Source organism: Candidatus Solirubrobacter pratensis, from assembly GCF_000425945.1.
Classification (GTDB): Bacteria; Actinomycetota; Thermoleophilia; order Solirubrobacterales; family Solirubrobacteraceae; genus Solirubrobacter; species Solirubrobacter pratensis.
Map to the genome: position 1 here is coordinate 169,186 of NZ_AUEK01000007.1, position 18,944 is coordinate 188,129.

Annotated in this window: 20 protein-coding genes; 11 read left to right on the forward strand and 9 right to left on the reverse strand. The window is 74.0% G+C overall.

The window, feature by feature from the left end:
• Nucleotides 1-23: 23 nt before the first annotated feature.
• On the forward strand, nt 24-1,112 hold the full coding sequence (locus H958_RS0107785; protein ID WP_028058244.1) for an aminotransferase class I/II-fold pyridoxal phosphate-dependent enzyme: 1,089 nt from the start codon (nt 24-26) through the stop codon (nt 1,110-1,112).
• Nucleotides 1,113-1,142: 30 nt separating this feature from the next.
• Here the strand turns inward: H958_RS0107785 and H958_RS42970 are convergent, their stop codons facing one another.
• The 3 genes from H958_RS42970 to H958_RS0107800 are packed head-to-tail and all read right to left on the reverse strand — an operon-like array spanning nt 1,143 to nt 4,722.
• Nucleotides 1,143-2,627, reverse strand: coding sequence for a hypothetical protein (locus tag H958_RS42970; protein WP_028058245.1), 1,485 nt, complete (start codon nt 2,625-2,627; stop codon nt 1,143-1,145).
• 1 nt (nt 2,628) lies between these two features.
• On the reverse strand, nt 2,629-4,068 hold the full coding sequence (locus H958_RS0107795) for a cellulase family glycosylhydrolase (protein WP_196807266.1): 1,440 nt from the start codon (nt 4,066-4,068) through the stop codon (nt 2,629-2,631).
• Nucleotides 4,069-4,116: 48 nt separating this feature from the next.
• Entirely contained in the window at nt 4,117-4,722 is a 606-nt protein-coding gene (locus H958_RS0107800) for a superoxide dismutase (RefSeq protein ID WP_028058247.1), read from the reverse strand.
• 145 nt (nt 4,723-4,867) lie between these two features.
• Here H958_RS0107800 and H958_RS0107805 point away from each other — a divergent pair, with 145 nt between their 5' ends.
• The 7 genes from H958_RS0107805 to H958_RS0107835 all read left to right on the forward strand — a co-directional run bounded on the left by H958_RS0107805 (nt 4,868) and on the right by H958_RS0107835 (nt 10,880).
• Nucleotides 4,868-6,556 carry a proline--tRNA ligase gene (locus H958_RS0107805; RefSeq protein WP_028058248.1) on the forward strand — a complete coding sequence of 563 codons (1,689 nt, stop codon included), beginning with the start codon at nt 4,868-4,870 and terminating at the stop codon, nt 6,554-6,556.
• A complete protein-coding gene (locus tag H958_RS35830; RefSeq protein ID WP_051323980.1) occupies nt 6,538-7,176 on the forward strand; it encodes a CDP-alcohol phosphatidyltransferase family protein in 639 nt (212 codons plus the stop codon). Before H958_RS0107805 ends, H958_RS35830 begins: the two co-directional genes overlap by 19 nt.
• A gap of 62 nt (nt 7,177-7,238) precedes the next feature.
• Nucleotides 7,239-7,499, forward strand: a complete 261-nt coding sequence (locus tag H958_RS0107815) for an RsiG family protein (RefSeq protein ID WP_028058249.1) — start codon at nt 7,239-7,241, stop codon at nt 7,497-7,499.
• Nucleotides 7,500-7,518: 19 nt separating this feature from the next.
• Nucleotides 7,519-7,992: an FHA domain-containing protein gene (locus H958_RS0107820; protein WP_028058250.1), complete on the forward strand. Its 474-nt coding sequence runs from the start codon at nt 7,519-7,521 to the stop codon at nt 7,990-7,992.
• Between the two features lies 1 nt (nt 7,993).
• A complete protein-coding gene (gene ftsR / locus H958_RS35835; RefSeq protein WP_231379193.1) occupies nt 7,994-8,803 on the forward strand; it encodes a transcriptional regulator FtsR in 810 nt (269 codons plus the stop codon).
• Nucleotides 8,800-9,333: an adenine phosphoribosyltransferase gene (locus H958_RS0107830; RefSeq protein WP_028058251.1), complete on the forward strand. Its 534-nt coding sequence runs from the start codon at nt 8,800-8,802 to the stop codon at nt 9,331-9,333. The genes ftsR and H958_RS0107830 overlap by 4 nt, the downstream gene beginning before the upstream one ends.
• Nucleotides 9,330-10,880, forward strand: coding sequence for an FAD-binding oxidoreductase (locus H958_RS0107835; protein WP_028058252.1), 1,551 nt, complete (start codon nt 9,330-9,332; stop codon nt 10,878-10,880). Before H958_RS0107830 ends, H958_RS0107835 begins: the two co-directional genes overlap by 4 nt.
• A 15-nt stretch (nt 10,881-10,895) precedes the next feature.
• On the opposite strand, the gene H958_RS42975 is transcribed toward H958_RS0107835, so the two are convergent.
• Genes H958_RS42975 through H958_RS0107855 form a run of 4 tightly spaced genes read right to left on the reverse strand, consistent with a single transcriptional unit; the run spans nt 10,896 to nt 15,079 of the window.
• Nucleotides 10,896-12,182 (reverse strand): FGGY family carbohydrate kinase, encoded by a 1,287-nt coding sequence (locus H958_RS42975; protein WP_051323981.1) that lies wholly within the window; start codon nt 12,180-12,182, stop codon nt 10,896-10,898.
• Complete coding sequence (locus H958_RS0107845) at nt 12,179-13,183, reverse strand: LacI family DNA-binding transcriptional regulator (protein WP_028058253.1); 1,005 nt, start codon at nt 13,181-13,183, stop codon at nt 12,179-12,181. Before H958_RS0107845 ends, H958_RS42975 begins: the two co-directional genes overlap by 4 nt.
• Nucleotides 13,180-14,118 (reverse strand): 1-phosphofructokinase family hexose kinase, encoded by a 939-nt coding sequence (locus tag H958_RS0107850; RefSeq protein WP_028058254.1) that lies wholly within the window; start codon nt 14,116-14,118, stop codon nt 13,180-13,182. The genes H958_RS0107845 and H958_RS0107850 overlap by 4 nt, the downstream gene beginning before the upstream one ends.
• A 13-nt stretch (nt 14,119-14,131) precedes the next feature.
• Nucleotides 14,132-15,079 (reverse strand): RNA polymerase sigma factor, encoded by a 948-nt coding sequence (locus H958_RS0107855; RefSeq protein ID WP_196807268.1) that lies wholly within the window; start codon nt 15,077-15,079, stop codon nt 14,132-14,134.
• Between the two features lie 22 nt (nt 15,080-15,101).
• Here H958_RS0107855 and H958_RS0107860 point away from each other — a divergent pair, with 22 nt between their 5' ends.
• On the forward strand, nt 15,102-15,461 hold the full coding sequence (locus tag H958_RS0107860; protein ID WP_196807269.1) for a PaaI family thioesterase: 360 nt from the start codon (nt 15,102-15,104) through the stop codon (nt 15,459-15,461).
• Here the strand turns inward: H958_RS0107860 and H958_RS0107865 are convergent.
• Together H958_RS0107865 and H958_RS0107870 are read right to left on the reverse strand one after the other, a co-directional pair.
• Nucleotides 15,458-15,991, reverse strand: a complete 534-nt coding sequence (locus H958_RS0107865) for a DUF3105 domain-containing protein (protein WP_028058257.1) — start codon at nt 15,989-15,991, stop codon at nt 15,458-15,460. The two genes, H958_RS0107860 and H958_RS0107865, sit on opposite strands and share 4 nt — an antisense overlap.
• Complete coding sequence (locus tag H958_RS0107870; RefSeq protein WP_231379194.1) at nt 15,988-17,388, reverse strand: WS/DGAT/MGAT family O-acyltransferase; 1,401 nt, start codon at nt 17,386-17,388, stop codon at nt 15,988-15,990. Before H958_RS0107870 ends, H958_RS0107865 begins: the two co-directional genes overlap by 4 nt.
• Nucleotides 17,389-17,429: 41 nt before the next feature.
• Between H958_RS0107870 and H958_RS35845 the strand changes: the two genes are divergently transcribed.
• Together H958_RS35845 and H958_RS42980 are read left to right on the forward strand one after the other, a co-directional pair.
• Entirely contained in the window at nt 17,430-17,987 is a 558-nt protein-coding gene (locus tag H958_RS35845) for a sigma-70 family RNA polymerase sigma factor (protein ID WP_196807270.1), read from the forward strand.
• A 377-nt stretch (nt 17,988-18,364) separates the two neighbouring features.
• Nucleotides 18,365-18,883 (forward strand): septal ring lytic transglycosylase RlpA family protein, encoded by a 519-nt coding sequence (locus tag H958_RS42980; protein ID WP_051323984.1) that lies wholly within the window; start codon nt 18,365-18,367, stop codon nt 18,881-18,883.
• Nucleotides 18,884-18,944 lie beyond the last annotated feature (61 nt).

Below are 18,944 nucleotides of genomic sequence, written 5' to 3' on the forward strand. Positions count from 1 at the left end.
GCCCACCCCGATCATCCGGCCTGATGAGCATTGCCCCGTTCAAGCTCGAGCAGTACTTCGAGCGCTACGAGTTCTCCGTCCCGCACCTGCTCTCGTCCTCCGACGCGCAGGCATGGCGACTCGACGACCTGCTGGCGCTGGCCGACGAGGAGCTGCGGACCGCCTGGAACGAGCTGACGCTGGGCTACACCGAGGTCCGCGGGCATCCGCTGCTGCGCGAGGCGATCGCCTCGCTCTACGACGAGGTCACGGCCGAGGACGTGATCGTCTTCGCCGCCGCCCAGGAGCCGATTTTCGCGCTCTCCAGCGTGGCGATCGAGCCCGGCGACCACGTGATCGCCGTGGTCCCGAGCTACCAGTCGCTCTACGAGGTCGCGCGCTCGCGCGGCGCCGAGGTCTCGCTCGTCCCGCTGGGCGAGGGCTGGCGGCTCGACGTCGGCGCGATCCGGGCCGAGCTGCGCCCCAACACGCGCATGATCGTCCTCAATGCGCCCAACAGCCCGACCGGCTCGCTGCCGAGCGAGGCCGAGCTGCGCGAGCTGTTCGCGCTCGGGCCGCTGGTATTCGCCGACGAGGTCTACCGCTTCCTCGAGCACGACCCGCGCGACCGCATCCCCGCCGCCGCCGACCTCGGCGGCGTCAGCCTCGGCGTGATGTCCAAGGCCTTCGGGCTCGCCGGCCTGCGCATCGGCTGGCTCGCGACGCGCGACCCGCGGCTACGCGAGCGGATCGTCGCGTTCAAGCACTACCTGACGATCTGCAGCGCCGGCCCGTCGGAGATCCTCGCGACGATCGCGCTGCGCTCACGCGACGCCGTGCTCGGCCGCGCGCGCGGCATCGTGGACGCGAACCTGGCCGTGCTCGACGACTTCTTCGCCCGGCGCGACGACTTCGGCTGGGTGCGCCCGCGCGCGGGGACGACGGGGCTGGTCGAGATCCATCGCGACGTCGAGATCGAGGACTTCGCGCGCCGCCTGGCCGACGAGGAGGGCGTGATGATCCTCCCGGGCACGATCTTCGACTGGCCGGGCGCGACGTTCCGGATCGGCTACGCCCGCACCGGCATGCCCGAGGCGCTCGCGCGCCTGGAGCGCTTCACGGATCAGCAGTAGGAGGCGCGGCGTCTGGCGTGCGGCGCCGGATCAGCTCTCGGAGGCGCGCAGGCGCGTCGCCTCCGGACGGGCCAGGTCGACGGTCCCCGACAGCCGCGGCGCGGGCGCGGGGCCGAGCAGCGGCGGCGCCGGCGCCCAGCGGTAGCGGTAGGACGCGCCGGGCTCGAGCGCGAGCGAGAGCTCGAACGCGCCGTCGGCACCCGCCGTCACCGTCTCGAGGTCGCGGAACGCCGCCTCGCCGCGCGAGCGGATCATGACCGTGACCTCGGGCGCCGCGTCCGGGCGCACCTGGCCCCACAGCACGCCGCGCGAGCGGTCGATCACGAGCGGCGCGGGGAACGTGGCGAGCGCCGGCTTCGGCCGCCCGTCGACGAACCGCAGCCCGCTCTGCCAGCCCGTGTAGGCGCGCGTGCCGGGGCCGCGCGAGAGCACGGGCTCGTCGTCCCATTGGTAGAAGGACAGGCTGCGTACGCGGCCGGAGCGCCACGCGATGTAGGACGCCTGCTGCAGGTAGCGCGCCTGCTGCGCGAGCGTGATGCCGATCGCGTGGTCGGGCGGCGAGGTCTGGTAGCCGAACTCGGTCAGGTGCACCGGGAAGCGGTCGCCCGGGGTGAGGATGCGCTTGCGCGCCGTGAGCTTGTCGAGCGTCGCGAACAGGCGCGGGAGGTCGGCGATCTGCGCCTCGTCGCGGTCCGGGTTGACGTGGTCGGGCGCGTTGCGGACCGGGTGGGGGTGGTAGCCGAAGGCGTCGGCGGCGGCGGGCTTGAAGCCGGCGCAGCGCCCGCCGCGCAGCGGGCGGTACGCGCGGTCGACGCAGCCGAGCGCGCGCAGGAACGGCAGCGGGGCGAGCGGCGCGCTGGCGTGGCGCGGCGGATCGCCGACCGGCGCCAGCTCGCCGAGCAGCACCTCGCTGCCCGGGTCGGCGGCGTGGATCTGCGGCGTCGCGGCGCGCACCAGCGCGCGGTAGACGTGCGGCGCGACCGGCGTGCAGACCCGTCGGCGGCACTCGCTCTGGGGCTGCAACCAGCCCGGCTGGTTGGGCTCGTTCCAGATCAGGTAGCGGTCGACGAGCCCGCCGTAGCGGGCGGCGACGGCGTGCGCGAAGCGCCCGAACTCGGTGGCGCTCGGCTCCCAGCGCGGGTTGTGCCGCGCCGGCACCCGGCTCGTCCATGCTGGGCCCGGTCCGGTCACCGTCAGCATCACCTCCAGGCCGGCCGCGCGCGCGATCCCGACCGCGCGGTCGAGCGCGCCCCAGCCGTAGCGTGGGTCGCCGGGGTCGGCGGCGTCGAACCCGGCGGGCCGGCGGCGCGGCGCGATCGAGCCCCACTGCGCGTGGATGCGCACGACGTCGACGCCGAGCGCCTTCCAGTCGGCGGCGGCCGCGACGGCGTCCGGACCGCCGCCGAGCAGCAGGCGCTCGTCCTCCATCCCGATCTCCAGCCCCGCCGCGCGGGCCGGGGCGGCGGCGGCGCCGAGCAGCGCCGCCACGAGCAGGAGGACGAGCGCGGGCCTCAAATCACGTGCCGACGCCGGCCTGACGCGACGTCACGGCGCCCCAGCGCAGCCGCCACACGCCGCCGCTCACGCTCGGCACGGTCGTCCTGAACTGGCCCTTGAGCGAGCTCACCGCCACGGTCTTGACGGTCGTGAACCCCGCGCCCGCCGAGGAGGCGTGCTGGATCTCGAGCTGCAGCGGGGCGCGATCGGCGGCCGGGCGCACCTGGCCGTAGACCGCGACGCCGGATCCCCTCTTGGTGACCCAGATCGGCAGCTGGAAGGCCGCATAGGAGGGCTTGGGCGACCCGTCGAGCATGCGCACGCCGGACTGGAAGGACCCTTCGTCGGCGTCGTCGATGATCTTGTACTGCGCGACGGACTTTATGCGCGAGTTCCCGTAGGCCATGAAGTCCGACTGGTTCATGTAGCGCGCCTGCTGCTCCGGCAGCACGCCGAAGATCCGGTCCGGCGGGTTGGTCTGCCAGCCGTTCTCGGTGAAGTAGATCGGCAGCTTGCGCGCGATTCGCCCGGCGCGCCCCGCCTGATCGAGGATCCTGGTGAGGCGGGAGACCGTGCCGGCCGTGATCTCGCCGGCGTTCACGCGCGAGTTCGGCGGGCGCGAGCCGCCGCGCGTGTAGGGATGGTGCGCGTAGCCCTTGACCTGGAGCTTCTTGAAGCCGGTGCAGCGCTGCGTCCTGGCCTCGGCGCCGGCCATCCTCCCGCCGTTGGCCTTCAGGCAGAGCACGGCGCGGATGAACGGCTCCGGGTTGGCGTTGGCGCGCGGCCCCGGCCTGGAGCCGATCGGCGCCGTCTCGCCGAGCAGGATCGTGTCCGACCGGTGCCCGGTGCCGCGAAGGCCGGCGATCGCCGACGCTGCGAGCGAGCGGTAGATCGCGGCCGACTGCAGCGTCGTGCCGCTGTACTGCGGCGTCAGCCATGCGCGCAGGTTCGGCTCGTTCCAGATCGACCACATCTTCACGGTCGGGTAGCGCTTGCCGAGCGCGCGCACGAACTGCCCGAACAGCGTGGGATCGGGCTTGCAGGTGCGGCGTGTGGCGACCGAGCCGCCGCAGCGCGACGCCCACGCGGGGATCGGGCCCGTGGCGGTGAGCAGCACCTGCAGGCCGCGCGCCTGGGCGCCCTGGACCAGTCCGTCGACCGGCGCGAGCGCCGGGTAGGCGTTCGGGTCCTTCCCGTCGAAGCCCTTGGGCTTCTTCTTGGAGTTCGGGGAGGGCGCGTAGTGCGACCAGATCACGTTCGCGCGTACGACGTCCGCGCCGAGCGCCACGGCGTCGTCGAGCGCGCCCGCCTGGACGGCCGGGCCGAGCTCGAGCATCTGGTGCTCGTCCTCGATCACGGACACCTGGGTGCTGGACGCGTGTGCGGGTCCGGCGGCCAGTAGGACGCCTGCCGCGGCCACGGCCAGGGCTCGCCCGGCGCGGCGAAGGCTTGTCTCCATCATCGAAGGCATTCCAACGCCGCGACCGGACGCAAGTTGCGGCGGCGTCTACTTCGCGGCCGCGTACAGCTCGGCCACCTTGGCCCAGTTCACCACGTTCCAGAAGGCGTCCAGGTAGTCCGGACGGCGGTTCTGGTACTTGAGGTAGTACGCGTGCTCCCACACGTCGGCGCCCAGCAGCGGCGCCTGGCCGGCCGACACCGGGTTGTCCTGGTTGGCCGTGCTCGTCACCGCGAGGCCCGAGCCGTCATGCACGAGCCATGCCCAGCCGGATCCGAACTGGTTGACGCCGGCGTCCTTGAACTGCGCCTTGAAGTCGTCGAAGGAGCCGAAGGCGGCGTCGATGGCCTCGGCCAGCTCGCCGTCGGGGGCGCCGCCGCCGTTGGGCGACAGCCACTCCCAGAAGAGCGAGTGGTTGTAATGGCCGCCGCCGTTGTTGCGCACGGCCTTCTGCTTGTCCGCGGGCAGCGAATCGAGGCTCTTGAGGACCTCCTCGATCGGCTTGCCGTCCCAGTCGGTGCCCTCCAGCGCGGCATTGGCCTTGTCGACGTACGCCTGATGGTGCTTGTCGTGATGGACCTTCATCGTCGCTTCGTCGATATGCGGCTCGAGCGCGGCGTAGTCGTACGGCAGCGGCGGGACTTCGTAAGCCAAGACGGCCTCCAAGCTTCGTGCGGTTTCGAACCCCTCGCCGCTGCGTTCTATCACCCGGCGGGAATTCCCCCTTCGGCGGCGCATTCGGAGTCGAACCCGAGCGGCGGCCGCCGCCGCCCGCGGACCATCTAGGCTTCGCGCCCCGATGACGCGTCTGACCCGCTACTTCCTTCCCACCGAGAAGCAGGCCCCCGCCGACGCGGAGGCGCTCTCGCACAAGCTGATGGTCCGTGCCGGCCTCGTCCGCCAGGTCGGCGCCGGACTGTGGAGCTGGCTGCCGGCGGGCTGGCGCGTCCACCAGAAGGTCGTCCAGATCGTGCGCGAGGAGATCGACGCGATCGGCGGCCAGGAGATGCTGATGCCGGTGCTCAATCCGGCGGAGCTGTGGCAGCGCTCAGGCCGCTACTACGCGATCGGCGACGAGCTGTTCCGGCTCCAGGACCGCCGCGGCGCCGACATGGTGCTGGCGATGACGCACGAGGAGGTCGTCACCACGCACGTCGCGCAGGTGGTGCGTTCCTACCGCGACCTGCCGCTGATCCTCTACCACTTCCAGATCAAGGAGCGCGACGAGCCGCGCCCGCGCGCCGGCGTCCTGCGCACGCGGGAGTTCATCATGAAGGACTCCTACACCTTCGACCGTGACGCCGAGGGCCTGGACGTGGGCTACGAGAAGCACCGCGAGGCGTACGACCGCATCTTCGACCGTGCCGGGCTCGAGTGGTACCGGGTGGAGTCCGACGTCGGCATGATGGGCGGCACGGGCGCGCACGAGTACATGGCGCCGTGTCCCGCCGGCGAGAACGACGTCGCGCTCGCGCCCGGCTACGCGGCCAACGTGGAGATCGCGCGCGCGCAGCCGCAGGCGGTCCACCTTCCCGACGGCCTCCGCGCGCCCGAGGAGGTCGCGACGCCCGGCTTGACGACCGTCGCCGACGTCACCGCCAAGCTCGGGGTCGAGGCGGGGACGCTGCTGAAGGCCTACCCGATCGTCGTCGACGACCGCGGCCTGACGCTCGTGCTGGTGCGCGGCGACCACCGCGTGAACGACATCAAGCTCCGCAACGCGCTCGGCGCCGGCTTCCGGCCCGCGCGCGAGGAGGAGTTCGCCGACCGCATCGGGCCCGCGGGCTACATCGGGCCGGTCGGCGCCGATGCGCCGATCCTGCTCGACGACGCCGTCGCGCCGGGCGCCTACATCACCGGCGCCAACCGCGACGGGCACCACCTGCGCGGCGTGGAGCCGGGGCGCGACTTCCCCTTCAAGCGCGCCGACGTCCGGCGCGTGGAGGAGGGCGACACGGTGGACGGGAACGCGATCCGGATCGAGCCCGCGATCGAGATCGGGAACATCTTCAAGCTCGGCACCCGCTACTCGGAGCCGCTCGGCGCGACCTACCTCGACGAGGCGGGCGTGGCGCGACCCGTGTGGATGGGCTCCTACGGCATCGGGCCGGCGCGCATCGCCGCGGCCGCCGTGGAGCAGTTCGCCGACGAGCACGGCATCTCGTGGCCGCGCGCGATCGCGCCGTTCGACGTGCACCTGGTCGGGCTGGGCAAGCCGGGCACGGAGGAGCATGCGCTCGCCGAGCGGCTCTACGAGGAGCTCCAGGAGGCCGGCTTCGACGTCATCTACGACGATCGCGACGCCGGGCCGGGAGAGAAGTTCGCCGACGCCGAGCTGCTCGGCGTGCCGCTGCGGCTCACGATCGGGCGGCGCACGCTCGCCGCGGGCGAGATCGAGGTCCAGGTGCGGCGGGGGCGCGAGTCGCGCTCGCTGCCGCTCGAGGGAGCGGCGCAGGCCGCCTTGGAGATGTGGCGGAGCCTCCCGTAGACCGGCGGAAACTCACCTTTCGCCGGCTGTCGGGGCTGGATCGCTCCGGGCCGCCGCCGCCTCAGACCGTCGCGGGCGCGCCGCTGCGCCCCTGGACGGTCCCGAACTTCATCGGCTACATCCGCCTGGCGCTGATCCCGGTGTTCCTCGCGGTCGAGCTGTCGTCGGAGAGCGGGACGGACGCGCTGGGCGCGGTGCTCTTCGCCGCGATCGGCTGGAGCGACTACCTCGACGGGATCGCCGCGCGCGTGACGGGCCAGTACTCGCGCTTGGGCGCGTTGCTGGACCCGATCGTCGACCGCCTGCTCGTTTTGTCAGGTGTCGTGGTGTGCTGGAAGTTCGAGCTGCTGCCGCGCTGGGGGCTCGTGATCCTCGCCGCCCGCGAGCTGCTGATGCTGGTGCTGGCGCGCATCGCGCTGAGCCGCGCCGTGGACATCAAGATCAACTGGCTGGGCCGCTGGGGCGTGTGGCCCGTGTTCGGCGCGCTGTTCTTCGCGATCTGCGGCGTGCACTGGCTCGCGCTCACGCTCCTGTACGCCGGACTGGTGTTGACGGTGGGGGCCAGCGTGCTCTACGTTCGCGACGGTCTCCGTCAGGCTCGAGCCCAAGGCTCGACCTGAGCTTGACGACCGCTATGCTTGCCCTTCCGTCTCGTCGCGCCGAGGAGAGGACGCCTTTCCACATGGACACCTTCCCCGATCTGGGTTCGCTCTCCGACCAGGAGCTCAAGGACCTCATCCAACAGCTCACTGACGAGGAGCAGGAGGTGTCCTACCGCCGGCGGATCCTCCACGGCAAGATCGACATCTTGCGCGCCGAGCTCGTGAACCGCCTGCGCAAGAAGCACGAAGGCGGCGAGGAAGTCATCTCCGGAGCCGACGTCCAGCGTCTGACCGACATCCTCGCCGGTCGCGCGTCGGGCGGCGGCGACGACACCCTCTAGCGCACGGCGGGGGAGGCCGTTGGCGCTTCACTGCCCTGAGTGCGGGTTCGTCGTCACGGAGGGCGCGAACTATTGCCAGCGCTGCGGCGCCTACGTCGGCACGCGTGAAGACACGCGCGACGACGTGACGACCGCGACGTACGTCATCGACGAGCAGACCGGCGAGCTGCGGCCCGTGGACGTCGGCGACGTCGCGGCGGCGACCGGCGCGCTCGTGATCCGCGCCGGCGGCGGCCGCGTCGGCCAGTCGTTCCCGCTCGAGGGCGAGCGGCTGACGATCGGGCGCTCGCCCGACGCCGAGATCTTCCTGGATGATGTGACCGTCTCCCGCGATCACGCCGTCCTGGTCCGGCGCTCCGGCGCGTGGCACCTCGACGACTCAGGCTCCTTGAACGGCACCTACGTCAACCGCCGGCGGATCGACTCGCACAAGCTCGAGGACGGCGACGAGTTGCAGGTCGGCAAGTACAAACTCACCTATCTCGCCCGCTGAGGTGGCCGTGTCCGACGACGCCGCCGGCGGCGAAGCTGCTTCCCACTCCGGCCCTGAGGAGGCGCCGCGACAGGCCAAGTCGCTGACGATCGGTGCGGTCTGCAAGCAGCTCTCGCAGGAGTTCCCGGACATCTCGATCTCGAAGATCCGCTACCTCGAGGATCAGAAGCTGCTGTCGCCGCGGCGGACGCCCGGCGGCTACCGCCTGTACGCGCAGTCCGACGTCTCGCGGCTCCGGACGATCCTGCGCCTGCAGCGCGACGAGTTCCTGCCGCTGCGGGTGATCCGGCAGGAGCTCGCGGCGGGGCGGACCTTCGAGGAGGAGCGGGCGGCCGTGGCGGCGCCGGGCGGGGGCGGCGAGGGGCCGGCGACGACCGGCGACGGGCGTCCGGGAGCGGCGCTCCGGCGGCTGACGTTCTCCCTGCGCGATCGCGGAGCGCTGTACTCGCTCGACGACGTGGTCGAGGAGACCGGGGCCGAGCCCCGGCTGATCGCCGAGCTCGAGGACTACGGGATCGTCAAGGGCGAGATCCGCGGCGGGACGCGCTACTACGACGAGACGCAGCGCGAGATCGTGCGCGCGGTCGCGGAGCTCGCGCGCTACGGCGTCGCGGGCCGCAACCTGCGCGTGTTCCGCACCTCGGCCGAGCGCGAGGCGGCGCTGCTGCAGCAGATCCTCGCGCCGTCGCTGCGGTCGCGCAATCCCGAGCGCCGCAAGGAGGCCGTCGAGGCGCTCGAGAACCTCGCCGCCGTGGCGTCGCACCTCAAGCACCTTTTGCTCGTGCGCGACCTGCGCCGGATCGCGAAATGAGCGATCCCGGGCCGCTGCGCGAACGGATCCGCGACATCCCGGACTTCCCGAAGCCCGGGATCGTCTTCAAGGACATCACGCCGCTGCTGCTCGACCCGTCGTCGCTCGATCTCGCCGTCTCCTCGATCGCGTCGTGGGCGCGCCCGCTGGAGGTCGACCTGGTCGTCGCCGCGGAGGCGCGCGGGTTCATCCTCGGAGCGGCGGTCGCGCGCGAGCTCGGCGCCGGCTTCGTCCCGGCGCGCAAGCCGGGCAAGCTGCCGGGGGAGACGGTCTCGGCCGAGTACATCCTGGAGTACGGCGTCAACGCGCTCGAGATGCACGCCGACGCGCTGGCCGACGGCGCCCGCGTCCTGCTCCACGACGACCTGCTGGCCACGGGCGGCACCGCACGGGCGCTCGCCGAGCTGGCCGAGGGCGCGGGAGCGGTGATCGCGGGCTGCGCCTTCCTCGTCGAGCTGAGCTTCCTCGAGGGCCGCGCCAAGCTGTCGCCGTACGACGTCCACGCGCTCGTCTCCTACGACAGCCAGTGAGGCGCGAGCAGGTCTTCTCCGGCTGGGGCGAGCCGGGCGCGGGGCCGTCGCTGCCGGCCCACGCGCGGGCGCTGCTGCGCGACGAGCTCGGCATCCCCGGCGGCGTCGTCTCGCGGCCGGTCGCGCTCGACGACGTCGTGCTCGCGCCCAGCGCCCTGCCCGGCCGCGTGCGCGACCGCCTCGCGCGGGTCGCCGAGGTCCGCGACGACCGGGAGGCGCGGATCCTGCGCTGCCGCGGCAAGTCCTACCTCGACCTGCTCGCCCAGCGCGCCGGCGACTGCGCGTCCGCGCCGGACGCCGTCGTCGTCCCCGGCGACGTCGCCGCGGTGCTGCGGATCTGCGCCGAGGAAGGCGTGGCGGTGGTCCCCTTCGGCGGCGGGACCAGCGTCGTCGGCGGCCTCGCCGGCCTGCGCGGGTGCTTCGAGGCGCTCGTCTCGCTCGACCTCGGCCGGCTCGACGGCGTGCTCGGCGTCGACGCCGCCTCGCTCACGGCCGTCTTCGAGCCCGGCATCCGGCTCCCGGAGGCCGATCGCGCGCTGCGCGCGAGCGGACTCACGCTTGGACACGTGCCGCAGAGCTACGAGTGGGTGAGCGTCGGCGGCTGCGTCGCGACGCGCTCCGCCGGCCAGGTCTCGACCGGCTACGGCCGCATCGACGAGAACGTGCTCGGACTGGATCTGACGACGCCGTCGGGGACGCTGCGGACGCTCGACGTCGCCGCGACGGCGGCCGGCCCGGACCTGCGGCAGCTGGCGATCGGCTCCGAAGGTGCGCTCGGCGTGATCACGCGGGTCGCGCTGCGGGTGCATCCGCTGCCCGCCGGCGTGCATCGCGAGGGGTGGTCGCTGCCGACGTTCGCCGACGGCGTCGAGGCGCTGCGGCGGCTCGAGCAGGAGGGGCTGGCGCCGGAGATCGCGCGGCTCTCCGACGCGGAGGAGACGCGCCTCAGCCTCGCGCTGGCGGGCACGGGCCGGCTGGGACGCGCGCTGCTCGGCGGGCGGTGCCTGCTCGTGCTCGGCTGGGAAGGGCGGACGGGCCGGCGCCGCGCGGTCGCCAAACGGCTCCTGCGCTGGGGCGCGCTCCCGCTGGGCGCCAAGCCTGGGCGCGCCTGGACCGCGTCGCGCTTCGCGGGCCCGTACCTGCGCGACGACCTGATGGACCGCGGCGTGCTCGTCGAGACGGTCGAGACCGCGACGTCCTGGTCGAGCCTCGCGCACCTCTATGCCACGGTGCGGGCCGCGTTCGCCGGCGCCCACGTCGGCTGTCACGTGTCACACCTGTACCCGACCGGCGCGTCGCTCTACTTCACGATCCTCGCCCGCCAGCACGCCGATCCGGCGGCGCAGTGGCGGACGCTGAAGGCCCGCGCGCTCGACGCGATCGTCTCCGCCGGCGGCACGATCACGCATCACCACGCGATCGGCCACGACCACGCGCCCTGGCTGGAAGCCGAGATCGGCCCACTCGGCGTCGACCTGCTGCGCACGCTCAAAGCGCACTGCGACCCTGCGGGCATCATGAACCCGGGCAAGCTCCTCCCAACCTGAAGGCCTCAGAGGGATTCAGGTTCGCAGCGCGCGCCGGGCGGCGATCGCGGCTCCGCGGCTGCCCGCGAAGATGGCCGCGGAGTGCTCGAAGCGGCCGAGGTGGCGCTGCTTGACCGCGCGGGCGGCGACGCCCTCCGACCAGCCGCCGGTGACGACGAGGCGGGCGGCGGGGCCGGCGAGGCGCTCCATGCGCGCGAGCACGGACGCGCCGTCGGCGCCGATCCGCTCGAGCGCGGCGCGGTAGAGCGCGCCCGGCGACGCGCCGCCGGTGAGGCCGGTGACGGTGAGCGTCTCGGCGTCGAGGCCGTCGATGGCGAGCGTGCCGGGGTCGGCGGCGAGCGCGGCGGCCTCGAGCCCCTCGCGCGCCTCGGTCGGCACGCCGAGCAGGTCGCAGACCGCCTGGAGCGCCTCGCCGGCCCAGACCGCGCCCTGCAGCACGAACCGGCCCTCGATCGCGTGCCATCCGACGGTGAACCCGTCGGCGACCGCGCGGGCGACGACGTCCGGCGCCAACGGCGCCGTGGCCCGCAGGATCGCCTCGGCTGTGCCGCAGGAGTCGAGCACGTCGCCCTCGCCGGCCGCGCCGGCGCCGACCGCGGCGGCGAGATGGTCGTGGCCGCCGACCGCCAGCACCGCGCCGTCGAGGCGGCGGAGGATCTCGCCACCGCGGCGCGCCGGCCGTTCTCCGACCCGTCCCAGCGGCGTGCCCGCCGGGACGTGCGGCGGCGCGAGCCCGTCCGGCGCCCCCGCGAGCTCGAGCGCCGCGAGCCACGGGCCGCCGGCGTGGATGTCGTAGAAGCCGGTCCGCGACGCGAGCGAGGACTCGGCCTCGCGCGAGCCGCCGAGCCCCTGGACGATCCACTCGGCGACGTTGGCCCAGCGCGTCCCGCGCACCGCGTCCGGCCAGTGCTCGCGCATCCAGGCGTACTTGGCGAGCGTGCACAGGGGCGTCGCGGGAAGCCCCGTGCGCGCGGAGAACTCCGGCAGCTCGGCGGCGATCCGCGCCGCCTCCTCGGCGCCGCGGGGATCGTGCCAGGCGATCGAGGGGACGACCGGATCCCCGGCGGCGTCGACGAGCACGCCGGTCTCGGCCATCCCCGCGACGCCGACCGCCGCCACGGTCTCACCCGCGGGCACGGTCGCCTCCGCCGCCGCCAGCGCGGCGGCCAGCAGCGCGTCGGGGTCGAGCTCGGTGCCGGTCCAGGGCGTCGGCGCGCGCCCGTGCCCGACCTCGCGCAGCGACTCGTCGAACGCGGCCGCCTTGACCGAGGTCGTCCCGACATCGAGGCCGAGCAGGATCACGGCGGCGGAACCTCGCCCGAGCCGCGGGGGACGAGCTCGGTCGGCAGGACGACGCGGCGCGGCGGGTCCTCGTCGCCGTCCAGCCGCGCGAATACGAGCTGGGCCGCCTCGACGCCCATGCGGTGGGAGTCGTGCCGCACGACCGTCGTCGGCGTCGCGAGCAGATCGGCGAGCTCGAAGTCGTCGAAGCCGACAAGCGCCAGCTCGCGCGCGTGCCCGCGCAGCGCTCGCAGCGCACCGACGGTGTGCCGGTTGTTGCCGGTGAACAGCGCCGTCGGGCGGATCGTCTCGGGCAGCGCCAGCAGTTCCGCGACGATCGCCTGCGAGTGCTCGGGGTCGCGCACGTCGGTGCGCACGAGCCGCGGGTCGGGCTCGATCCCGGCCGCCGACAGCGCCGCGCGGTACCCGGCGACGCGCTCGGACGCGGTCACCAGCTCCTCCGGGTCGGCGACGCACGCGATCCGCTCGTGCCCGTGCGCGAGCAGGTGCTCGACCGCCAGGCGCGCGCCGCCCGCGTTGTCGAGCACCACGGCGTCGGCCTCCATGCCCACCGGCGGGCGGTCGAGGAAGACCACCGGGGTCTGCTCGGCGGCCAGCCAGTCGTGGCTGGCCGCGGCCGGCACGAGAACGAGCGCGTCGACGCGCCGGCGCAGGAGCGCCTGCACGAGGTCGCGCTCGAGCTCCGGGTCCTCCGAGCAGGAGCCGGCGATCACCATGAAGCCGCGCTCGCGCGCGACGTTCTCCACCGCCTGCGTGATCGCGCTGTAGAACGGGTTCGCGACGTCCTCGATCACGAGCCCGAGCGTCGCCGAAGAGCGCCCGTGCCGCAGCGAGCGCGCGAGGTCGTTGCGGCGGAAGCCGAGCTCCGCGATCGCGGCGTTCACGCGCGCCGCCGTCGGCTCGGCGACGTTCGGCTCGTCGTTGATCACGCGCGAGACGGTCTTGAGGCTCACCCCCGCCCGCTCGGCGACGTGGCGGATGGTCGGCCGCCCGGCGGTCATGCCGTCATCCCGGCGAGCAGCTCGTCCCTGCGCCGGCGGTCGAGCTCGCCGGCCTTCGGCGCCTCCACGCTGGCGGCGGCCGCCGCGACGCCCTCGCGGGCCGCGTCGAGCACGCTCGCCCCGCGTTCCAGCGCCGCCGCCAGCCCGCTCGTGAGCACGTCGCCCGCGCCGATCGGGTTGATCGCGTGCGCGCGCGGCGCGTCCAGCCATTCGGCGTCGCGGTTCCAGGCGACGGCCGCACCCGCGGCGGCGGAGGTGACGATCGCCGCCTCGGCCCCGCGGTGCACGAGCTCGCGCGCCGCCGCCAGCGAACGCTCACGGGCGTCCGGCGACGCCTCGACCGATTCGTCGGCGCGGCCGTGCAGGAGCCCCTCGGCCTCCGCCAGGTTCGGCGTGACAACGTGCGGGTGCGCGTGCAACGCGGCGCCCAGCACCGGGCCGTTGGCGTCGACGACCGCGCGCCTGCCCGCGTCCCGGGCGCGCGCGGTGAGCCGCGCATACCCGTCCTCGGGCGCGCCGGGGGGGAGCGAGCCGGAGCAGACGAGCACGACGTGGTCGGCCAGCGCGTCGTCGATCACGCCCTCGAGCGCGACCCAGCGCTCGAGCTCCAGGCGCGGCCCGGGCTCATTGAGCACCGTCGCGCGGCCGCCGGGCTCGAGGATCACGGACGTGGAGCGCAGCTCGCCCGCCGTCGGCACGCCCTGGAGCGTGACCCCCTCCTCGGCGATCATCGCGGCGGCGGCGCGGCCCGTGTAGCCGGGCAGGAACGCGACGAGCACGGCGGGGACGCCGAGCGCGAGCGCGGCACGCGCGACGTTGAGGCCCTTGCCGCCGGGCGTGACGACGACGTCGGCCAGCCGCAGCACCTCGCCCGGGCGCAGCGCGGGGATCGTCGACGTGCGATCGATGGTCAGGTTCGGCCCGGCGATCAGCAAGGCCGAAAGGATGTCAGCCGGACGCGTGCGGCAGATTCCCGGACAGGATCACCTTGCCGGGCTTCTTCGCGCCGGGCGAGGAATCCTGGGTCACGAGCACGCTGTCGTAGCTGGCGAACCACTCCGGGAACTTCTTCACGTCCGCATTGCGCGGGCCGGCCGTGGTGAGCGTCTTGTCCTTGCCGACCGGGCTCTGTGCGACGCCGAGCCGCAGCGCGCTGCCGTCCTTCTTCTCGAACCAGATCGAGTAGGTCGCGTTGCCGGTGTTCGGCGCGACGTCCTGCGCGGCGAGCGCGAACCGGACCGTGTTGTCGTTGGCGCGGAACAGGCGCATCAGGCCGACGGCCTTCGAGCCCGCGGGGCCGCGGAGGACGATGTCGCCGGCCGCGGCCTGTGGAGTTCCGGTGGCGACCGCGGTCGCGGAGGGGACCGGCGTTCCGGCGGCTGACGTGCCGTCGTCGCCGCCGCGGGTGAGGATGAAGGCGAGCACGACGCCCACGACGACGATCGCGGCGGCGATCAGGATCGCGCCGCCGCGGCGCGAGGCTCCCGCGGGCGTGGGCGAAGCAGGGACGTCCGGCGGCGGCGCGGCGGGCGCGAGCGGCGCGGTAAGGGCCGGCGACGAGACCTCCGGCAGCGCGGGCACCGGCGCGCCCGGCAGCTCGCGCAGCGGTGCCGCGACCGTCTCCGCCCAGCGGCGCGCGGCGCGGTCGGCGAGCAGCGCGGCGCCGTCGCCGCCCTGGCCCAGCAGCCAGTCGGCAATCTCGCCGGCCCGCGCGGGCGGCGGCAGATCCGGCGCGAGCGCCTCGAGCGCGCCGCGGGCGCGCGAGCGCACGGTGTCCTCGGGGATCCCGAGCAGCCCGGCGAGCTCCGCGTAGCTGCGCCCGCGCAGGACAAGCTCGACGGCGGCCCGCTGGTCCGGGGCGAGGCGCTCGAACGCGTTGACGGCACGCGGCGGCATCGAGCGCACAAGCCTAGTGGAGGTGGCGCGCGACGGCGCCGGTATCGTCCTCGCGCGCATGCTCGAGGACCTGCGGATCGTGTCGCGCGGCGACGGCGAGGTCGAGGCCCGCCTCCCCGTCACAGACGCGCTCAAGCAGCCGCTCGGCCTGGTTCACGGCGGCGTCTTCGCCTCGCTCGCCGACCGGCTCACGACGGGCGAGCGCGCCCACGCGATCTCCAACCAGACGAGCTTCATCCGCCCGATCACCCAGGGCGCGATCACCGCGCTCGCGCGCCGCCGGCACCAGGGCCGCACGACCGCCGTGTGGGAGGTCGACATCACCGACGACGAAGGGCGCCTGTGCGCCCTCGTGCGCGTCACCGTCGCGCAGCCGGGCTAGTCGGGAGCCTGGCCGAGCCAGGCGTCGGCGAACGCGCGCAGCTGCGGGTCATCCGCGCCGGCGACGCGCAGCTTCCGCCGCCACGCGAGCGCGATCACGCCCGTGGAGCCGGGGCGGTGATCCAGGATCACGGCCTGGCCCGCCTGGGCCAGCGACGGATCGAACGCGCCGGAGACGTCCGCCTGCAGCGACTTCAGCGCCGCCGGCGGCTGCGCGGTCGCGTACGTCAGCACGACGTTGCCGAGCCGCAGCGCCTCGAGCAGCTGGTCGTCCGAGAGCTCGGTCGCGTCGCGCGTGACCGGCTCCGCGCGGTGCGAGCCGCTGGTCGGCGGATCGCCGGGCGATGACGCGGGCGTGTGCGGGGTGCCGGTGCGGGCCGAGCCGCGGTCGGCCTCCAGCGTCCCCGGGCCGGACGTGTGCGTCACCCCGCTCGAGTCGCGGTTGGCGAGGATCGTGATCAGCACCGCGCAGGCGGCGATCGCGAGACCGGAGATGGCGAGCGCGTAGACCGCCTGCTTGGACTTCCTCACACGTGGATCGTGGCAGGCGCGAGCTCCGCGATCGCCGCCCCGAGATCGCCGGCGAACAGGTCGAGATCCGCCATCGCGTCGTAGTCGCCCAGCAGCCCGAAGAACACGCGCCCGTCGTACGACATGACCGCGATCCCGAGCGCCGTGTTCAGCACCAGCGGCACCTGCGGATAGAAGGCCCTCAGCCGGCGCCCGAGGACGTAGAGCGGGAACTGCGGCCCCGGCACGTTGGTGACCGTCAGGTTGAAGAACCGCTGGCGCGCCTGCAGCCGGGCGGCCTGGTCGAGCACCGTCGGCGCCGCGACGCCCGCGAGTCGCGTGATCGCCTGCGCGCCGACCGCCTGGCCGGACTCCTTGAGCCCCGCCATCGCCGCGTGCACGAAGCGGAAGCGCTCGGACGGGTCGGCGACGCCGACCGGAAGCGGCGCGTACATCGCCGCCACGCGGTTGCCGAGGGCGCCGCGCTCGGCGTCGGCGCGCACCGAGAGCGGCACCATCGCCTTGAGCTCCATCCCCTCGGGGTCGCGGCAGTGCCGGAACAGGTGCGCCCGCAGCGCGCCCGCGACGACCGTCAGCACGGCGTCGTTGACCGTCCCGCCGTGCGCGTCCTTGATCGCCTTGAGCACCGCGAGCTCCGTCTCGACCCAGGCGAAGCGCCGGTGCGGGCCGATGCGCACGTTCAGCGGGCTCGGCGGCGCTCCGGCCACGCCCGCGGCGGCGAGCGCCGCGAGCCCGGCGACCGCACGGCCCGCCCCGAGGCCCGTGCGCTCGGGATGCGCGACGACCTCGCGCGCGACCTGCAGCGGCGCCTCCACGCGCTCGACCAGCGCGTCTGCGAACAGCGCCGCCCGCGCCGGAGCCGGTCGCGGTGTCCAGCGCGGTGGCGGGTCGCCCGGGGACGGATCGGGATCGAGGTCGAAGAGGACGGTGACGATGTCGACGCCCGAGATGCCGTCGACGAGCGCGTGGTGGGTCTTGCAGATGACGGCGAAGCGGTCGCCGACGCCTTCGACCAGCCACAGCTCCCACAGCGGCTTGGCGCGGTCCAGCCGCTGCGAGAACAGCCGGCCCGCGAGCCGGCGCAGCTGGTCGTCGTCGCCGGGCGCCGGCAGCGCCGAGTGGCGCACGTGGTAGCGGGTGTTGAAGTGGCGGTCGTCGACCCACACGGGCCGGCCCGCGCCGAACGGCGGGAACGCGAGCCGCTGGCGGTAGCGCGGGACCAGGTGCAGCCGGCTCTCGACGTGCTCGACCAGGTCGTCGTACGCCGGCGGTGTCCCTTCGAAGACCAGCACCGAGCCGACATGCATGTGCGCGCCCTGACGCTCGAAGGACAGGAACGAGGCGTCGAGCCCGCTGAGCCGGTCGGCATTCGCCATCACCTCGATTGTCCTCTTCACGGTGGTGTTTACGAACCTTCAACATCGTGTATAACGTTTCCGTGACGGTCCGATCAACGGTCGAGCTAAGAGAGGCGGAGGGGTTCCGCGAGGCGTATGCCCAGCATCAGCGCGGCGTGTACGCCGCGGCGTTGCGCATCCTCGGCGACGCCGGTCAGGCGCAGGACGTCGTGCAGGACGTGTTCCTGCGCGTGTGGCGGCGGCCCGGCGCGTACGACGCGCGCCGCGGGGAGCTCGGCTCGTTCCTGCGCCTGATGGCGCGTTCGCGCGCGCTCGACCTGTGGCGCGAGGGGCAGGTGCGCGGGCGGGCGTCCGAGCGCCTGCGGGTCGTGGCCGGCTCGGAGGAGCGCGTCGACGAGGATCCCGGCCTGCTCGCCGAGCGCGGCGCGGAGTCGGCCGCCGTGCGCGCTGCCCTGCGCAAGCTGCCCGAGACGCAGCGCGCGGCGCTCGTGCTCGCCTACTGGGGCGGCCTCAGCGCGGACCAGATCGCCCGTCGCGAGCGGATCCCGCTGGGCACCGCCAAGAGCCGGATCCGGCTCGGCCTGGAGCGGCTACGCGACGAGTTCGTGGCGGCCGACCCGCTCGGCATCGCCGCCTGAAACGCGGCTGAGCGGCCTCGCGCCGCCGCCCGAGGCCTCTCTCCGGACCCCCCGAAAGTGCCAGTGGCGCCGTACGGCGCTAGGCACCGTTTTTTATTGTGCTAGCGTCGTTGACTCGAAATTTCGGTCAAGCCGAGCCGCGAGTGCAAGGGGCGCTCGCGGGCGGGGGACCCCTGAAGGTTTGAATCCGCGCGCCGGAGAGCGCGCGCCGGGGTCGTCGTTACTGCAGGCAGAGGGACCGATGCACACAGGAGGATCGGATGTCGCGATCCACGCTGCGCCGTGCCGCTTGTGCGGGCGCGCTGTGCCTTACGGCGACAACGGCGACGGCTGCTTCGGCCGGCGCCCAGACACCCGCTCATGCCTCGAAGGTCGGCGTGAGCGCGAAGCGCATGAACGTACGGCTCGGGCACCGGGTGACCGTCGCGGGGCGCGTCCGTGCGCCAGGTCCCGTCACCGCCGCGCTGCAGGTCAGGCGCGGCTCGCACTGGGCCACGCTCGACCGCGATCGCACCGGCGCGTCGGGCCGCTACCTGTTGCGCGACCGCGTCCGGCGCACCATGAGCACCCGCGCCCGCGTTCGTCTAAGCGACGGTACGACCCGGTCCCTCGGGCGATTGAACGTCTACCGCTACGCGAACGCGTCCTGGTACGGCCCCGGGCTGTACGGGAACCGGCTCGGCTGCGGCGGGACGCTCACGACCGGGAGCATGGGCGTCGCGCACAAGTCGCTGCCGTGCGGGACCAAGATCACGCTGCGCAAGGGCCGCCGCGTCGTGCGCGTGCGGGTGATCGACCGCGGGCCCTACGTCTACGGGCGCGAGTTCGACCTCACGGCCGCGACCGCGCAGAGGCTCGGCTTCAGCGGTCACGGCGCCATCCAGGTGGCGAACTAGCGGTCCGCCGCGCACGCGCCGCGGTGCGCGTCGCGCGAACCCACGTTCGATCCGCGCCGCC